The organism is Streptomyces himastatinicus ATCC 53653, assembly GCF_000158915.1.
GTDB lineage: Bacteria > Actinomycetota > Actinomycetes > Streptomycetales > Streptomycetaceae > Streptomyces > Streptomyces himastatinicus.
On sequence record NZ_GG657754.1, the window covers coordinates 9,433,323 to 9,450,445 of the forward strand.

A 17,123-nucleotide genomic window follows, 5' to 3' on the forward strand; every position below is an offset into this window, starting at 1 on the left:
TGCCTGGCCGTGCTGTCCACCGGTGCCGCGTATCTGCCCTACGACCCCGACTTGCCGTCCGACCGGATCGCCGCGCTGCTCGCCGACGCCCGCCCCGCCCTGGTCCTGCGCGAGCCGGAGAGTGGTGGCGAGCCGTGGACACTTGTCACCGCGCCCGACCCGGCCCGGTTGCCCGACGACGCCGCGTACGCGATCCACACCTCCGGCTCCACCGGCCACCCCAAGGCCGTCGTCGTCCCGCATCCCGCGCTGGTCAACCTGCTGGCCACCATGCGCGAGCGCCTCGGTGTCCACGAGGGTGACCGCGTCCTGGCCGCCGCCCCGGCCAACTTCGACATGTCGGTGCCCGAACTGTTCCTCGGCCCGGTCACCGGCGCCGCCACCGTGGTCGCCGACACCGCGACGCTCCGCGACCCGGACGCCCTGCTCGCCCTCCTGGCCCGGCACCGCGTCACCGTCATGCAGGCCACCCCCTCGCGCTGGCAGACCCTGGCCGACCGGCGGCCGGACGTGCTGCGCGGCATGCGGGCGGTCATCGGCGGCGAGGCCGTCCCCGGCCCGCTCGCCGAAACCCTCACCGGTCTCGGCTGCCGACTGTTCTCGTACTACGGCCCCACCGAGACCACCGTCTGGTCCGCCTGCCACCCTGTCACCGGCCCCCAGGAGCCCGCCGTCCCCCTGGGCCGACCCGTCGCCAACACCCGCGCGTACGTCTTGGGTCCCCGGCTGCGGCCCGTACCGCCCGGCGCCATCGGCGACCTGTATCTCGCGGGCGCGGGCGTCGCCCACGGCTATCTGCACCGCCCGTCGCTCACCGCGCAGCGCTTCGTCGCCGACCCCTTCGGCCCGCCCGGCGCCCTCATGTACCGCACCGGCGACCTGGCCTCGTGGCGGGCGGACGGCACACTGCGCTTCCACGGCCGCGACGACGACCAGATCAAGCTGCGCGGCCACCGCGTCGAACTCGGCGAGATCGAGGCGGCGTTGACCAGTCACCCCCAGGTCGGGGGAGCCACCGCGGCGGTGTGGGACATGGGCCCGGACGACCGGCGGCTGGTCGGCTACCTCGTCCCCACATCGGACATCGACCTCGACTCCGTACGCGACCACCTGGCGGCGCGGCTGCCCGGCTATATGCTCCCGGCCCGGCTCCATACGCTCGACCGCCTCCCGCTCACCCGCAACGGCAAGGCGGACCGGCGCGCGCTGCCCGAGCCGGACTGGGGGAGCGGCACCGGCAGCCGGGCGCCGGGCACGCTGCGGGAGGAGACGCTGTGCCGGTTGTTCGCCGAGGTGCTCGGCGTGGACCGGGTCGGCGCCACGGACAGCTTCTTCGCCCTGGGCGGCCACTCGCTGAGCGCCACCCGGCTCGCCACCCGCATCCGCGACGTACTCGGCCTGCGGCCCACCATCCGCGACCTGTTCGAAGCGGCCACCCCCGCCACTCTCGCCGCCCGCCTGGACGACGGCACCCCCACCACCCGGGGCCACCTCATCGCGTACCGCGCCACCGGCGAGGCGGCACCGGTGTTCTGTGTGCACCCGCTGAGCGGCATCGGCTGGCTGTACGCCGGGCTGCTGCACCACGTCGACCGCGCGCATCCGCTCTACGCCCTGCGGGGCGAGGGCCCCGGTGGCATCGGCGAACTGCCCTCCAGCGTCGAGGAGTTGGCCGAGCGGTACGTGGACGAGCTGCGGTCGGTGCGGCCGCACGGCCCGTACCACCTGGTGGGCTGGTCCTTCGGCGGAGTCGTCGCCCACGCCATGGCCGTACGGCTGCGGGAGCTGGGCGTCGCACCGGGGCTGGTGTGCGTCGTCGACGCCCTGCCGCCCTCCGGTGACGGCGACGACGGCGGCGAAGCACCCGGCGCGCCCATCGACGAGGAGCGCATCCACCGCATCCTGGTGACCGCCGCGGGACACGACGAGCGCCGATTCCCGCCCGGCGGGCTGGACTTCGCCACCGTCACCGCCCTGCTCCGCACCGAGGGCAGCGCGCTCGCCACCCTCACCGAGGACGACATCGGCCGCATCGTCGCGGTGGCGAAGAACAACGCCCGGCTCCTGCGTGCCTACCGGCCACCCGTACTCGACGGCGACGCCGTCCACGTGGCCGCGGCCGGAAACCGCCCGGCGCTGGAGAAGGCGTGGCGCCCCCTGGTCACCGGCGCACTCACCCTCCACGAAGTGGACAGCGACCACGAGCGGATCATGCAGCACCAGCACATCGGCGGCTTCGGCCGGATCCTCGCCGAGGAGCTGCGCCGCCACGACCGCACCGCCCGAGGGACGGAGAACCCATGACATCCGTGGCGCACCGCGCCCCGCTGGACACGGCGGAACTGGCGCAACGCTACCGAGCGGAGCTGCTCGGCCTGGACGCCCTTCCGGCCGGCGCCCGCGTCGTCATCCGGCTCCCGCACGGCGAAGCGCTCGCCGGGGCCCTGCTCACCTGCTTCGACCTGCGCCTGGTCGCCGTACCGCAACACCCGCGCACCTCCGACGCGGAACTGGCCGCCGCCGTACGACGGGTGGACGCCTCGGCCGTCATCGACGCACCGGCCGACCGCACCCACCCGATCGGGCTGCGGATCCTCCCCGGGGCGCCCGCCGAGCCCGATCCGGGGGCGGCGGAGCTGGCGTTCATCATGTTCACCTCCGGGTCCACCGGCACCCCCAAGGGTGTGATGCTCAGCCGCCGCGCCGTCCTCGGCAACGCCACCAAGACCGCGCGGCTGCACCGCTTCGCCCCCGACCGCCCGCACGGCACCTGTCTGCCGCTGTACCACTGCAACGCGCTCGTGATGTCGCTCATCGGCGCCCACACCACACGCACCCCGCTGGTCCTGCACACCGCCTTCGACCCCGAGCGCTATCTGCGCGACCTGGCGGCGGGCGGCGCCCGCACCGGCTCGATCGTCCCCGCCCTGCTCGCGGAGCTGGTGGAGGCCGGACCCGCCTGGCCGGACGGCCTGGACTACCTGATCACCGCGGCCGCCCCGCTCACCGGCGACCTCGCCCGGCGCTTCCACCAGCGCTACGGGCCCAGGCTCCGCCAGGGGTACGGGCTCACCGAAGCCGTCAACTTCAGCTTCACCATGCCCGAGCTGACCGGCGAGGACTTCACGGCGCAGTACCTGGACCGCTTCCCGCCGGTCGGACTCCCGCTGCCCGACACGGAAGTACGCCTCGAATCCGGCGAGGTGTGGATCAGAACGCCGGACATGATGGACGGCTACTGGCGCGACCCGGCCGCCACCGCCCAGACCCTCACCCCCGACGGCTGGCTGCGCACCGGCGACCTCGGAGAGCTGCGCGACGGACTGCTCGTCCTCAGGGGGCGCGCCAAGGAGCGCATCGACCGCGGCGGCGAGAAGCACTACCCGCTGGACGTGGAGCGCACCTGGCACGACGCGGGGTTGCACGGCCGGTTCGCCGCCGTGCCGGTGGCCGAGGCCACACTCGGCCACGAGGTCGGCCTCGTCGCCGACGGACCTCCCGGCGACACCCTCGACGCGGTGCGCACCGTGTGCGAGCGCGCCGCCGTACGCCCCGCCGCCGTCCGGTGGGGCGGCTTCCTCGCCACCGCCACCGGCAAACCGCAGCGCACCGCGATGGGCCGCACCCTGGCCGTACGGCGGATCTCCACCGTCCGCTACGAACGGCTGCTGCGCTACGCCGCCGTCACCGCCCGCAGCCTGCTCGGCACCGCCGCTCCCGCGCGGGATCAGCCCGCGGGTGATCTGCACCACGCGCTGCGCGCGATCGCGCCGTACGCCGCGGACGAGCCGTTCCCCACCGGCGAGGAGCCCGTCTTCGCCGCCTTCGACTTCCTGCGCGAACACGTGCGCGCGCACGGGACCGGGACACCCCTGCCGGAAGCGGAGAAGGCACGGTGGCGTGCGTATCTGCGGTCCCAGTGGCCCCTTTCGGAACATGCCGCGCTTGCCGCCGAGATCTGCGGCACCGAAGGGTTTGCGACCGATACGCCCCGGTTTGGCGCGTGGTGGGAGTCCGAGGACGGCGGGCTGCGGCTGCTGCCTCACGCCCCCGCCGCCGCCCCCGACGGCCTGCCCTGGGCGCTCGACTACCTGTGGTGCTGTCTCGCGGACGACCACGGGACCACCCGTGCCGACCGCTGGGCCTGGGCGCGACAGCCGCGCACCGGCCACCCCGCCACGGTGGGCTTCTCCGTGCTGCGATCCGGCCGCCATGACCTGGGCGGCGTCGTATGGGATTCACAACCGAGGGAGTGACATGCGGAACCAGGACACCGAGCCCGCGCTGGAGATCGCCACATGGGCGAAGAAGACCCTGAGCCCCGAGCGCACCGGGCTGCATGTGGAACACGCCCCGCTGCCGGTGGCGGTGCACGGCACCTCGTCGGCCAGCGGGCGCGAACTGGTGACCAACGGGGACATCGGCGCGGATCTGATCCGGCTGCCCGCGGGCGCCGGGTTCGTCCCGCACACCCACCCCGGCCACCACATCCTGACCATCGTGGCCGGTATCGGCACCATGACCTACGGCGGCCGCATCTACGAGACCCACGCCGGACAGACCCTCCTGATCGAAGGTGGCATCCCGCACGCGGTCGGCGCGATCACCGACCATGTGATCCTCGCCGTTGGCGCGCCGCACAAGCGGATCGGCGCTGACGACCGGATGGTCCCGGTGGCGTACGAGGAGGTCGTCGCCGACGACGGCGAGCTGACCTGCTTGATCTGCGGCTCCACGGCCGGCCCGCCGCGCTTCCTGCACTCCGTGGGCTGTCCGCACTGTCCCTGTCGGACGTGTGCGGGCATGCCGACAGAGCACGGCTAGAGCTTCGCCAGGGCCGTCACGAGGTGTCGCCGCGGGCCCGGCGGCACCTCGTGACTGATCAAAGGTGCAGGCGGGTTACCATATGAGCGCCGCCTAGCTCGAAAGATGAACTTGTGACTGTCAACGAGGACTCGTTCACCAACTGGAACACCCGCGAGGAGATCGCGGAGTCGATGATCCCGATCATCGGGAAGCTGCACCGTGAGCGGGACGTCAACGTCCTGCTGCACAGCCGCTCCCTGGTGAACAAGTCGGTGGTCAGCATCCTCAAGACCCACCGCTTCGCCCGGCAGATCGCCGGCGACGAACTGTCGGTCACCGAGACGCTGCCGTTCCTCCAGGCTCTGGCCACGCTCGACCTCGGCCCGTCCCAGATCGACATCGGCATGCTCGCCGCCACGTACAAGAGCGACGACCGCGGTCTGTCGGTGGAGGAGTTCACCGCGGAGGCCGTCGCCGGTGCCACGGGCGCCAACAAGATCGAGCGCAGCGAGGGGCGTGACGTCGTCCTCTACGGGTTCGGCCGCATCGGGCGGCTCGTGGCCCGGCTGCTCATCGAGAAGGCCGGTTCCGGCAACGGTCTGCGGCTGCGCGCCATCGTCGTCCGCGGAGGCGGCGGCCGGGCCGCCGACGACCTGGTGAAGCGCGCCTCGCTGCTGCGCCGCGACTCCATCCACGGTCAGTTCCAGGGCACGATCACCGTTGACGAGGCGAACGGCACGATCGTCGCCAACGGCAACGTGATCAAGGTGATCTACGCCGACGACCCGACGTCGGTCGACTACACGGCGCACGGCATCAAGAACGCCATCCTCATCGACAACACCGGCAAGTGGCGTGACCGCGAGGGCCTGTCGAAGCACCTGCGCCCCGGCATCGACAAGGTTGTCCTGACTGCGCCGGGCAAGGGCGACGTGCCCAACATCGTCCATGGCGTCAACCACGACATGCTCAAGCCGGACGAGCAGATCCTGTCCTGCGCGTCCTGCACCACCAACGCCATCGTCCCGCCGCTGAAGGCGATGGAGGACGAGTACGGCGTGGAGCGCGGCCACGTGGAAACCGTCCACTCGTTCACCAACGACCAGAACCTGCTGGACAACCACCACAGCTCCGACCGCCGCGGCCGGTCGGCGCCGCTCAACATGGTCATCACCGAGACCGGTGCCGCCTCCGCGGTCGCCAAGGCGCTGCCCGACCTCAAGGCGAAGATCACCGGCAGCTCGATCCGGGTCCCGGTGCCGAACGTCTCGATCGCGATCCTCAACCTCCAGCTCGCGCGCGAGACCACCCGCGAGGAGGTGCTCGACCACCTCCGCGATGTGTCGCTGACCTCGCCGCTCAAGCGCCAGATCGACTTCATCAGCGCCCCCGACGCGGTGTCGAGCGACTTCATCGGCTCGCGCCACTCCTCGATCATCGACGCCGGTGCCACCAAGGTCGAGGGCGACAACGCGATCCTCTACCTCTGGTACGACAACGAGTTCGGCTACTCCTGCCAGGTCATCCGCGTCGTCCAGCACGTGTCCGGCGTGGAGTACCCGACCTACCCCGCCCCGGTGGTCTGATTCCGGTCCCCCGTGCGGGGGGTGGTACCGAGCGCGGTGAGCCACGCGCGGATGGCCTCGGCCGTCGTCCGCGCGTGCGTCTCGGTCATGCTCCGGTGGTCGCCGGGCACGTCCACGGTGTCGTACGGCTCCAGCCAGGACGTACGCCCCGCGCCGCCGTGTGCCTCCCGCCCGCCGTGGGTCCGCATCTCGGGCACCCGCTCCGTGGCGCGGACCAGCAGGGTGGGGACACCGGTCGGCTCGGGGCGCCAGCCACGGGTCATACGGGCGTAGGCCCCGAACGCGGCCATCGACATGTCGTCCACGGCTCGATCGAACCGCTCTCCCATCTCCAGGGGGACACGGGCGGGCATGGCCAGCAGCCAGGGCTCGTCCTCGCGGTCCGGGGTCACGTGGTACGTGTCCACGATGACGAGACCTGACGGCGGTGTGCCGGCCGATGCGAGCCGGGCCGCCACCGAGTGCGCGGGATAACCGCCCATCGAGTAGCCCAGAAGGACGTGCGGTCGGTCCCCGACGTGCTCTCGTACGGTGGCGGCGTGCAGATCCACCAGGGTCTCCCAGTCACGCGGGACGGCGTCCCCGTGGACGACGCCGGGGTGCTGGATCTCCAGGACGTCCCGTTCGCCGCCGAAGCAGTCGGCCAGGGTCCGGTACCAGGGCCCGCCGGGGCTGGGGGAGAAGCCCGGGAAGCAGACCGGCAGCGGCCACAGCAACCGGTCCTCCCGCTGGAGGCCGAAGCGCGGCACGTAGGCCGCCGCCACCGACCACAGGGCGCCGCGCTGGCTGGAGACCACGCCCTTGCTCTCGCCGGTGGTGCCCGAGGTGTAGAGGATCCATGCCGGTTCGTCCAGGCCGAGGTCGTCCCGGGGCGGGACGCCCGGATCCGTCCCGGCCAGCGCCTCGAACAGGACCGCCCCGGTGGGGGCGTCGCCGGGTAAGCGGTCCGTGGCCGCCACCACGACCGTCAACCGCGGCGGGCCGTCCGCGGGCGGGGCGATCCGCGGCAGCAGCGCCTCCTCGGCGACGATCGCGGTCGCGCCGCTGTCCTCGAGGAAGTACGCCAGCTCCGCGTCCGTGGCCCGCGGGTCGAGCGGCACCCCTATCGCTCCCGCCCGCAGCACCCCCAGATAACTCTCGATCATCTCCACGCGGTTGCCCAAGGGGAGCGCCACCCGATCGCCGTGCCGCACACCGAGCCGTGCCAGGTGGCCCGCCAGCCGTCCGGTACGTTCCTCCAGAGCCGCGTAGGTCACCGCCCGCCGGGCATCCTGTTACGCCGTCCTGTTCCCCGCCCGCCTCGCATGCTCCTCCAGGACGCCGGGCAATACACGGATGAACTCCCCGCGAACCTCCGCCATCCCCACTCCTCCTGCCGAAACGGGCGTAACTTGACATACGCACCGTGCCCGCGAGGGGGTGTCCTAATCGTCCAGGGCCTCGAGCCTGGTGATCCGCTGGGCGCCGTCCGCGGCCCCGGGCCGCGCGCTCACCAGATCCAGGCGCAGCCGGGAGGTGCGCACCGGGTCGAAGGTGACGACGGTCGGGGTGTCGGATGCGTCGGCCCAGGTGATGTGCGCCCCGCGGACCGGGGTGAAGCGGCGTCCGTCCCAGGCGGAGACCGTGATCGAAGTGGGCAGGGTGTGCGTCGTGTCGAGGGTGAAGGAGACCTCGACGCGGCGCACTCGGCGTTTCCTGGCCCAGGTCACCGAGACCCAGTCGGCCTTCCTGGCCCCGTTGAAGGCGGGCAGCAGCGAAGTGGCGACCTTGGTGAAGGCGTTGGACCAGCCCGTGGCCGGGTCGCCGTCCAGCATGGCCGCGGGCAACGTGGTGAGCGATCCCGAGTAACTGGCGTCTGCCAGCGGGTAGGTGGGCGCGGCCGGGCCCGGATCGGGGGCGAAGGGTGGGGTGGGGGTGATCCGGGTGTGGGTGCCGCCGGTGGCGCGGAGGGTGGTGGTGGCTTTGCGGAGTCCTGTTGAGCGGGCGGTGATGGTGAGGGGGCCGGGTTTGGTGCCGGTGCGGATGATGGCCAGCGCCTTGCCGTGGTAGGCGGTGCGGGTGCTGGCCTGGTAGCGCTCGGCGCTTTCCTGGCGGCCGTTGTCGACACCGGCCAACGCGCCGCCGGATACCTCGAAGGAGATCAGATGGTCCGCGGAGGGCACCAGCACGCCGTGGGCGTCGACCACTTCGGCGGTGATGAAACTCAGTGACCGGCCGTCGGCGTCGACGGTTTTACGGTCGGGGGTGAGCCGGATGGCATGGGGATGTCCTGCCGTACGGAGCACATCCGTGGCGACGACACGGCCGCCTCGCCGGGCCACGGCTTTCAGCTCGCCGGGGGCGAAGGGGACTTTCCAGGTGAGGTGCAGTTTGCCCGCGCTGCCGTTCGGGCTGGTGTAGCTGCCGGGGTAGCTGCCCGTGGTGACGGTTTTGTCGTCGCCGCTCGCCTCGGTGGTTTCGAGGTAGGTACGGCCGTCGGTGGTCTTCTTGGTGTCGAAGCGGCGTACACCGAGCGAGTCGCCGTTGAGGAAGAGTTCGACGGTGTCCACGTTGGCGTAGGCCCATACCTCGACGGTCTCGCCCGGCCGGTGATCGGTCCAGTTCATCGGCACCAGATGGACCATGGGCTCACTCGTCCACTGGCTCTTGAACAGGTAGTACGCGTCCTTGGCGAATCCGGCGGTGTCCACCGCGCCGAAGAACGACGCCTTCACCGGGAACACGTCGTACGGGGTGGGCTCGCCGATGTAATCGATGCCCGACCACAGGAACTGCCCGGTGAAGAACTTCCGGTCGCGGTCCTTCTTCAGCCCGTACTCGCCGCTCATCGTCCACGAGGCGATGTTGTTGTCGTAGGAGGAAGCCTCGCGCCTGCCCGGCGTCTGGTTCTCCCCGGTGTTGAGGTGTTCGGGCTCCTGGTAGGCCCCGCGGGAGGACGTGGCGGACGAGGTCTCGGACTCGAACAGGAACAGGTTCGGATAGCGGGCGTGGAGCGCGTCAGCCGAGGAGGCGATGTTGTAGTTGAGGCCCAGACCGTCGACCTTGGCGAGCATCAGATCGGCGGCGGAGCCGGGTGTGGGCGGACCGCCGCGGTACTTGTTGGAGCCGATCACGATCGGCCGGGTGTCGTCGGTCTTCTTGATGGCGTCGATGATGCGCTGGGCCATGGCGAGACCCGGTGTGCTGGTCGAATCGGTGATCTCGTTGCCGATGGACCACATGATGACCGCGGGGGAGTTACGGGTCGCGCCGACCATCTCGGCGGTGTCCGCCTCGCAGTACTCGTCGAAGAAACGGCCGTAGTCATGGGCGGTCTTGCCGGTGCGCCAGCAGTCGAACGCCTCGACCATCATGACGATGCCGAGCCGGTCGCACACCTCGACCACCTCGGGCGCGGGCGGATTGTGCGAGGTGCGCAGGGCATTGACGCCCATGCTCTTCATGATGGTCATCTGGCGTACGAACGCGTCGGTGTTGAACGCGGCACCGAGCGCCCCCAGGTCATGGTGCAGATTGACGCCCTGGAGCTTGGTGTATTCGCCGTTGAGGGTGAGCCCCTGGTCGGGGTCGATGGTGACGTGGCGGATGCCGAAGGGGGTGCGGTAGCGGTCGGTGGTCTTGCCCGCGACCCGTAGCTCGGTTTCCAGGGTGTACAGGCGGGGTGTGTCGAAGGACCACAGCCGTGGCTTCTGGACCGTCATCTCCTGGGTGGCGTCGCGGGTGGTGTCCGCGCCGACGGTGAGGGTGGAGCGGGCGTGGGCGACCGTACGGCCGTCGGGGTCCTTGAGGGTGGAGACGACGGTGACGGACTGGTCGTCGCCTGACGCGTTGACGACGCTGGTACGGGCTCGCACGGTGGCGCGGTTGTCGCTGAGGGTGGGGGTGGTGATGTAGGTGCCCCAGCGGGCCACGTGGACGGGGTCGGTGATGACGAGCCGGGCGTGGCGGTAGATGCCGCTTCCGGAGTACCAGCGGCTGCTGGGCAGTTGGTTGCGGACCTGGACGGCGAGGACGTTGGGGGTGGTGCCGTCGGTGTGGGCCACGTCGGTGAGGTCGAGGGCGAACCCGGTGTAGCCGTAGGGGTGGTTGCCGACGAGCTTGCCGTTGCAGTACACGTACGCGTCCATGTAGACACCGTCGAACTCGACGGAGATCCGCTTGCCCGCAAGCCCCGACGGCAGCGTGAAGGACTTGCGGTACCAGCCGAGCCCACCCGGTAAGTAGCCGGTACCACCGTTGGTGCCGTGGTCGGTGGTCGGGGTCTGCTCGATGCTCCAGTCGTGCGGAATGGCGACCTCGCGCCAGGTGGAGTCGTCGTAGCCGGGAGTGTGGGCGTCGTCGTAGTCACCGGTCGGGTCGGTGATCCCGCCGGGGTTGACCAGGGCGAAGCGCCAGCCGTCGGTGAGCGGGAGGGTCCGGCCGCCCAGGGCGCGGGACGGGCCCGCGCCGGATGCGGGGGTGGCGGTGGCGAGTGCCCCGGCCATGGGGGTGGCGGTTCCTGCGATCAGTAACGATCTTCGGGTGACCGCCACGGCGATCTCCTCTCCTCGATGGTTTTCGCGACGGCGTAGGCGTCAGCGTCGGCGCAGCGGGTCGATCGACTCCAGCGTCGGCACCACCGGCTTGATCGTTCCGTCGGCCGCGAACTCCATGCGGTCGATGGTGGTTTCCCGGTGCGTACCGTCGCCGCCCGCCGTGCCGGGGCCATTGACGGCGAACCGGTGGTAGGCCATGTACCACGTGTCCGTGCCGGGGACGTTCACCACCGAATGGTGGCCCGGCCCCTTGATCCCGTAGTCGAGGCGCTTGGAGAGGATCGTGCCCCGCTTGGTCCACGGTCCCATCGGCGACGAGCCGGTGGCGTAGGCGACGTGGTAGTTCTCGCTGCCGGTGTCGTCCTCGGACCACATCAGGTAGTAGGTGCCCTTGCGCTTGACCACGAAGGAGCCCTCACGGAAGTTGTCCGGGGTGAACTTCCGCATCTTCGAGGAGTCGAAGGACGTCATGTCGTCGTTCAGCGGCACGCCGTACGCCTGGCCGTTGCCCCAGTACAGATAGGACTGGCCGTCGTCGTCGGTGAACACCGACGGGTCGATCATCTGGCCTTCCAGCTGGCCCTTGGGCACCAGCGGCTTGCCCAGCGCGTCCTTGAAGGGTCCGGCGGGGGAGCCGGCGACCGCGACGCCGACCTGCTGTTCGGCGCAGAAGTAGAAGTAGTACTTGCCGTTGCGCTCGGCCATCGCGGGCGCCCACGCGTACTTGTCCGCCCAGCTCACATCCGGACCGAGGTCCAGGATCACACCGTGGTCCTTCCAGTGGACCAGGTCCTTGGAGGAGTACGCCTTGAACTTGGTCCCGCCCCAGCCGCGGAAGCCGTCGGTCGTGGGATAGATCCAGTAGCGGCCGTCGGCGTACTGGATGTCCGGGTCGGCGTTCAGCCCGGGCAGGATGGGGCTGCGCATCGGCACGGCCTCGACGGTCCAGTCACGCTTCGTTCCGTCGGCGGACGTCAGCGTGTATGTCCGGGCCTTGCGGAAGTCCCGCCGGGTGCCGGAGGGCGGGCTGAGCGTGGCACCGGCCGGGAGCGCGAAGCGGGGTGCCAGCCGCCGCAGATCGGCCTTCGGGTCCATCGGCAGGACGGCCTTGCGGCTCTCCTCGGTGACGATGGCATACCCCTTCTGGCCCTTCGCCGTCACATCGGCGGGCGCGGCCTGCGACGCGGGGTAGGTGCGCAGCAGCCGGTCGTACTCGGCCTGGGTCACGGGCAGCACCGTGCCGTGCCGGGGGCTGGCGGGCAGCTGGTAGTTCTGGGACGGGGTCCACTTGCCCGAGGCGAGGTCGGTGGTCTCGAAGGGGATGTAGCCGCGGCCGCCGAACTCGTCGATGAACAGGTACCACTTGTTCTCGGTGTTCGACTTGAAGATGGTCGGGCCCTCGCCGCGGTCGATCGCCTCCTTGCCGATGCAGTCGGAGACGAAGTCGTACGAGGTGTCCGTCAGCGAGGTGGACTTCTCCGCCGTGATGAACTTCGAGCAGGGCGTGCCGGAGGACGGGTCGCGCTCGTCCTTGGTGAAGCGGTAGTAGGAGCCCTTGTCCTTGATGACGGTGGAGTCGATGACCGAGTAGCCCGGGTCGTTCCACACCTTGGGCTCGCTGAAGGTGCGGAAGTCCTTCGTCGTCGCGTACAGCATCTTGTTGTACGTCGAGCCCGTGTGCTCCGGGTCGTCCTCGGCGTAGAGCTTCGAGGCCCAGAAGACGACGTACTCGCCGAGCTTCTCGTCGTAGTACGCCTCGGGCGCCCAGGTGTTGCCCGCGGTGTCAGGGGAGACCTTGACGAGGCGCTGGTCGGTCCAGTTGACGAGGTCCTTCGACTCCCACACCATGATCGACTTGCTGCCGGTGCGCTGCACCTGGTCCCAGCTGCCGCTGCTGTTCTTGTACATCCGCAGATCGGTGGCGATCAGATAGAACTTGTCGCCCTTGGGGGAGCGGATGACGAACGGGTCGCGCAGGCCCTTCTCGCCGAGGCCGGAGGTGAGGATGGGCTTCCCCGCGTTCAACTCCCGCCAGTGCAAGGGGTCGTTGCCGCGGCTGAGCGCCATCCGTATCTGTTCGCCGTCGGCGGTGCCCTCACCGGTGAAGTAGGTGAAGAGATACCCGGCGTACTTGGACTTCGACGGGGCCGCGGACGGCGCTCCGCTCAGCGCGGGGCTGGGCGGAGCGGTGAAGATGCTCGTCACCAGCGTGAGCAGGGCGGCGAGCAGCGGCAGGAAGAGCATGCGGGTTGTGCGGGGACCCATGACACATCCTGTGGGAGTCTGGTGGGTTCTGTTGAACTGGTTGCACCGGAGTGTGTCCAGTGGGGACCCGGTGCGTCAACGGTGTGTGGCCCCTCATGCCCAGCGAAAGTTTTCGACGTACGTCAGCGGGCCGACGGCTCGGCCGGACCGGCACCCCGCACGGCACCCACGGCCGGGGGCAGCCGCCGCCACCTGCCGCGGTGGGCGTGCTCCAGCAGGACCGGATCGTCGCCCACCACGACGGGGTGCCCCACCTGGCGCAGCAGGTCCAGGTCGGAGGCGTGGTCCCCGTACGCGTGGCAGTCCTCGGGGCGCAACTCCCGTTCCCTCAGCACCTCGGCCACCGCTTCGGCCTTGCCCGCCCCGATCCGGACGTCGCGGACCTCGCCGGTGTAGCTGCCGCCGGAGACCTCCGGCACCGTGCCGAGCGCGATGTCCGCGTGGACGTACCGGGCGATCGGATCGAGGCAGGCCGCGAAGGATCCGGAGACGAGGACCACCAGATCGCCCCGCTGCTGATGTTCCCGCAGGGCCAGCAGCGCCGGGGGATGGAACAGCCCCCCGGAGGTCATGCCGTCGTCGAACCACTGCTGCCCGGCGGCGGTCACCTCGGCCACCCGGTGGCCCGCGAACAGCCGGTAGTAGGCGCGGTTGGACGCCGCCCGGCCACCGGGGCCCGCGGCGATGTCCCGCAGGGAGGCCACCGTGTCGTCGGCCGCCGAGTCGGGGCGGCCGAGCCACCGGTAGTAGTCGCGGAGGAACGAGAGCATGCTCTTGCGCGTGATCAGCGTCTCGTCGACGTCGAAGAACGCGGCGCCGCGCGCCGTCGTCGCCAGGCCCGAGGTCATCGCGGGGTCCTTTTCTGCCGGGGTTCGCGGGCCTCGGTCACGGGAGCCGTGCCCCCGCGACCGAGGTGTGGCGGGTCAGTAGCGGGACCCCACCGGGTCCGGTACGGCGTCCAGCTCCGCCAGGTCCGCCTCGCTCAGGCGGATCGCGGCGGCGTCGGTGTTCTCCTTCAGATAGCGGGAGTTCTTGGTGCCGGGGATCGGCACGACGTGCTCGCCCTGGGCGAGCGTCCAGGCGATCGCGACCTGGGCCGGGGTGGCGCCGTGCCGGGTGGCGACGGTGCGGACGACATCGACGATGCGGGAGTTGGCCGCCAGCGCCTCGTCCTGGAACCGCGCGTTGGACTTGCGGAAGTCACTCTCCTCGAACTGGTCGGGGCTGACGTACGCGCCGCTGAGGAAGCCCCGACCGAGCGGGGAGAACGGGACGAAGGTGACGTCGTTCTCCGCGCACCAGCCGACCAGGTTCTCCGCGCCGGGCAGCCCCTCCAGCTCCTCGCCCGGGCGGCCGAGCGGACCGCGGGTCCACAGCGACAGCTCCGACTGGATGGCGGCCACCGGGTGCTGACGGTGGGCCTCGGCGGCCTCCGCGATGCTCACCTCCGACAGCCCGAGCCGCCGCACCGTGCCCGCGGCAACGAGGTCGGCCATGGCGCCCCACGTCTCGGCGAGCGGCACCTCGGGGTCGACCCGGTGCAGATAGAGCAGGTCGATCACGTCGGTGTCCAGACGGGCAAGGCTCGCCTCCACCGCCGTCCGCACATGCTCGGGACGGCCGTCGCGGTGCATCGCGCGGGTTGCCAGATCGTCCACCACCAGACCGCACTTGGTGGCCAGCACCACCTCGTCGCGGCGCCCGGCCAGGGCCCTGCCCAGCAGCCGCTCGTTGTGCCCGTCGCCGTACACGTCGGAAGTGTCGAGGAAGGTCACGCCGAGGTCGAGGGCCTCGGCGATGACCCGGACCGAGGTGTCGTCGTTCCGCTGCCCCTCGGCGTATCCCCAGCTCATGCCCATGCAGCCGAGGCCGATGGCGCCGATGGAGGGCCCGCCGGAGCCGAGCTTGCGCTGTTCCATGTGTCTCTGTCTCCTTCGATCTGTGGTGCTCAGGCCGCCTCGGCCGGGGCTTCTTCGGCCGGGGTCGCCTCGGGCCGGGCCGCGCCGACGCGGGCGAGGACCACGCGCAGGCGCGCCGCGTCCAGGCGCGGTTCGACGGCGGCGATGTGGCCGTCGGGGCGTACCACGACGGCGCGCGGGCCGGTGCCGAGGAACTCCCTCAGCGCGGGCCACGCCGACACGTCCCGGACCGGGTGGTGCGGGGCGAGCGCCGCGCGCAGCGCCGCGCACCGGGCCTCCCACTGCACGCCACGGGCGCCGCCCGACCAGGTCAGCACGGTGAAACGGTCATCGGCGACGGCAGGCCACGGCCCCTGCTCGCCGTCCTCGTACCCGTCGGACACGAAGACGGGGAGGCGCTCCCCGACGCCCAGCGGCTTGCGCCGCCAGCGGATGTCGGCCTTCACATCCTCCCGATCGGAAGCGTAGTTGACGCTGAGCTGGCTCATCAGCGGGGTCACCAGCCGCTGGAACGCGCCGGTCACCCGCGCCCCGCGCACCAGGGCGTCGCGCAGCGCGACCTTCGCGGGCTGCCGCACCAGACCCCATGAGGTCTGCTTGGCGGTGACCAGGGACACCCGCTCGGCGGAGTGCCGCCGCTCGCGGTCGTACGTATCGAGAACGCGGGCGTCGACGGTGCCCCGCAGCACGCCGCCCAGCTTCCAGGCGAGGTTGATCGCGTCCTGGATGCCGGTGTTCATGCCCTGCGAGCCCGCCGCGCTGAAGATGTGCGCCGCGTCGCCGACGAGGAAGCAGCGGCCCGCGCGGAACGCGGCGGCGGTCCTGCGGCGTGCCCGGAAGACGGTCGTCCACTTCAACTCGCCGAGCTTCGCCGGGAAGGGCACGACCCGGTTCAGGTTCTCCTGGAACAGCTCGCGGGGCGGCTCGTCCTCGTCGTTCCACACCGGGACGCTGCACGCCACGCGGAACGTGCCGTCGCCGAACGGCGCGAGGCCCATGGCGCCGCCCGCGTTGTAGCAGTAGATCATCTCGTCCTGGGGCAGCGGCCCGTCGAGCGGACCGTCCCCGATGGCGAACAGCACATCGGCGCCCTGCCCCTGGAACTCGATGCCCAGCTCCTTGCGCACCGTGCTGTGCGAGCCGTCGGCGCCGATGAGCCAGGAGGCGCGCACCCGCTCCTCCGAGCCGTCCCGGCGGCGGAGCGTCGCCACCGGCCGGTCACCGGAGTTGTCCAGCGCCACCAGGGCGGTTTCCGACTCGACCTGGCCGCCCAGCTCCACAAGACGCTTGCGGATGACGTCCTCGGTCTTCCACTGCGGGGTGCACAGCCCGAACGGGTACGGGGTGTCGTGCAGCCGGCTCATCTCGATGGCGCCCAGCCGCTTGCTGCCGGAGTAGTACGACACCGCGTCGATGTGCTTGCCGGTCTCGGCCAGCTCCTCGGCGACACCGATCCGGCGCACCAGCTCCAAGCTGCGCGGCCACATGATGACGGCCCGGGAGTGAATGGTGGTGCTGGGCGCCGCGTCGACGATCCGCACCGGGATGTCCTGGCGCAGCAGGTCGCAGGCGATGACCATGCCGACCGGTCCCGCGCCCACCACCAGGACCGGATCGGGGCCGTTCGTGCTGTGCTGTGCGGGGGTCATGCCCCCTCCTTCCTGTCACGGCTGCTGTCGCTGTTTCGAGCGTCGTCCGCCGGGGCGTCCTCGGGCCGCCTGACGACCGCGCACGACCAGGTGAATCCGCCCCCGGCGCTGAGCACCACGGCCGTCTCGCCGGGGGAGAGCCGCCACCGGCCGGGCCCGGCCAGCAGCGCGAGGTTGGCGAGGATGTCCCCCGCGCCCAGATGGCCGGTGTCGTGCCCCGTGTCCCGGGCGGGCGCCGAGGTGACCAGCGCGACCGCGGGGGTGTACGCGGCGCTCAGCGCCGCATGGCCCAGGCGCGGCAGGAACACATCGCGCAGGGCCGGGTCGTCCGGGGACACACCCGCGTCGTACAGGGCCGCCCGG

At 71.2% G+C, this 17,123-nt stretch carries 11 protein-coding genes; 4 read left to right on the plus strand and 7 right to left on the minus strand.

The window, feature by feature from the left end; genetic code table 11:
- From SSOG_RS54370 to SSOG_RS39945, 4 genes are all read left to right on the plus strand, one after another.
- Positions 1-2,304 (plus strand): amino acid adenylation domain-containing protein (locus tag SSOG_RS54370; RefSeq protein ID WP_167542537.1); only part of this gene is annotated, 2,304 nt, incomplete at its 5' end.
- On the plus strand, positions 2,301-4,256 hold the full coding sequence (locus tag SSOG_RS39935) for a class I adenylate-forming enzyme family protein (RefSeq protein ID WP_009720005.1): 1,956 nt from the start codon (positions 2,301-2,303) through the stop codon (positions 4,254-4,256). The genes SSOG_RS54370 and SSOG_RS39935, both read left to right, overlap by 4 nt.
- A 1-nt stretch (position 4,257) precedes the next feature.
- Positions 4,258-4,824 (plus strand): cupin domain-containing protein, encoded by a 567-nt coding sequence (locus SSOG_RS39940; RefSeq protein ID WP_009720006.1) that lies wholly within the window; start codon positions 4,258-4,260, stop codon positions 4,822-4,824.
- A gap of 113 nt (positions 4,825-4,937) precedes the next feature.
- Positions 4,938-6,392 (plus strand): glyceraldehyde-3-phosphate dehydrogenase, encoded by a 1,455-nt coding sequence (locus SSOG_RS39945; protein ID WP_009720007.1) that lies wholly within the window; start codon positions 4,938-4,940, stop codon positions 6,390-6,392.
- Here the strand turns inward: SSOG_RS39945 and SSOG_RS39950 are convergent.
- The 7 genes from SSOG_RS39950 to SSOG_RS39980 all read right to left on the minus strand — a co-directional run.
- Positions 6,371-7,648, minus strand: coding sequence for an alpha/beta fold hydrolase (locus SSOG_RS39950; protein WP_009720008.1), 1,278 nt, complete (start codon positions 7,646-7,648; stop codon positions 6,371-6,373). The two genes, SSOG_RS39945 and SSOG_RS39950, sit on opposite strands and share 22 nt — an antisense overlap.
- Positions 7,649-7,816: 168 nt before the next feature.
- Positions 7,817-10,924, minus strand: coding sequence for a glycoside hydrolase family 2 TIM barrel-domain containing protein (locus SSOG_RS39955; RefSeq protein WP_009720009.1), 3,108 nt, complete (start codon positions 10,922-10,924; stop codon positions 7,817-7,819).
- Between the two features lie 42 nt (positions 10,925-10,966).
- A complete protein-coding gene (locus SSOG_RS39960; protein ID WP_009720010.1) occupies positions 10,967-13,192 on the minus strand; it encodes a glycoside hydrolase family 43 protein in 2,226 nt (741 codons plus the stop codon).
- 122 nt (positions 13,193-13,314) lie between these two features.
- Entirely contained in the window at positions 13,315-14,040 is a 726-nt protein-coding gene (locus tag SSOG_RS39965) for an HAD family hydrolase (RefSeq protein ID WP_009720011.1), read from the minus strand.
- 75 nt (positions 14,041-14,115) lie between these two features.
- Positions 14,116-15,111: an aldo/keto reductase gene (locus tag SSOG_RS39970; protein ID WP_009720012.1), complete on the minus strand. Its 996-nt coding sequence runs from the start codon at positions 15,109-15,111 to the stop codon at positions 14,116-14,118.
- A gap of 29 nt (positions 15,112-15,140) precedes the next feature.
- Positions 15,141-16,760 (minus strand): FAD-dependent monooxygenase, encoded by a 1,620-nt coding sequence (locus SSOG_RS39975; RefSeq protein ID WP_009720013.1) that lies wholly within the window; start codon positions 16,758-16,760, stop codon positions 15,141-15,143.
- Positions 16,757-17,123: 3-oxoacyl-[acyl-carrier-protein] synthase III C-terminal domain-containing protein (locus SSOG_RS39980; protein ID WP_039939831.1), on the minus strand; the 367-nt coding region annotated here is incomplete at its 5' end. The genes SSOG_RS39980 and SSOG_RS39975, both read right to left, overlap by 4 nt.

Excerpts from the sequence above, each read along its gene's own strand:
- SSOG_RS39935 (WP_009720005.1), top strand. The coding sequence starts at position 2,301 with ATGACATCCGTGGCGCACCGCGCCCCGCTGGACACGGCGGAACTGGCG.
- SSOG_RS39940 (WP_009720006.1), top strand. The coding sequence starts at position 4,258 with ATGCGGAACCAGGACACCGAGCCCGCGCTGGAGATCGCCACATGGGCG.
- SSOG_RS39960 (WP_009720010.1), bottom strand. The coding sequence starts at position 13,192 with ATGGGTCCCCGCACAACCCGCATGCTCTTCCTGCCGCTGCTCGCCGCC.
- SSOG_RS39965 (WP_009720011.1), bottom strand. The coding sequence starts at position 14,040 with ATGACCTCGGGCCTGGCGACGACGGCGCGCGGCGCCGCGTTCTTCGAC.
- SSOG_RS39970 (WP_009720012.1), bottom strand. The coding sequence starts at position 15,111 with ATGGAACAGCGCAAGCTCGGCTCCGGCGGGCCCTCCATCGGCGCCATC.
- SSOG_RS39975 (WP_009720013.1), bottom strand. The coding sequence starts at position 16,760 with ATGACCCCCGCACAGCACAGCACGAACGGCCCCGATCCGGTCCTGGTG.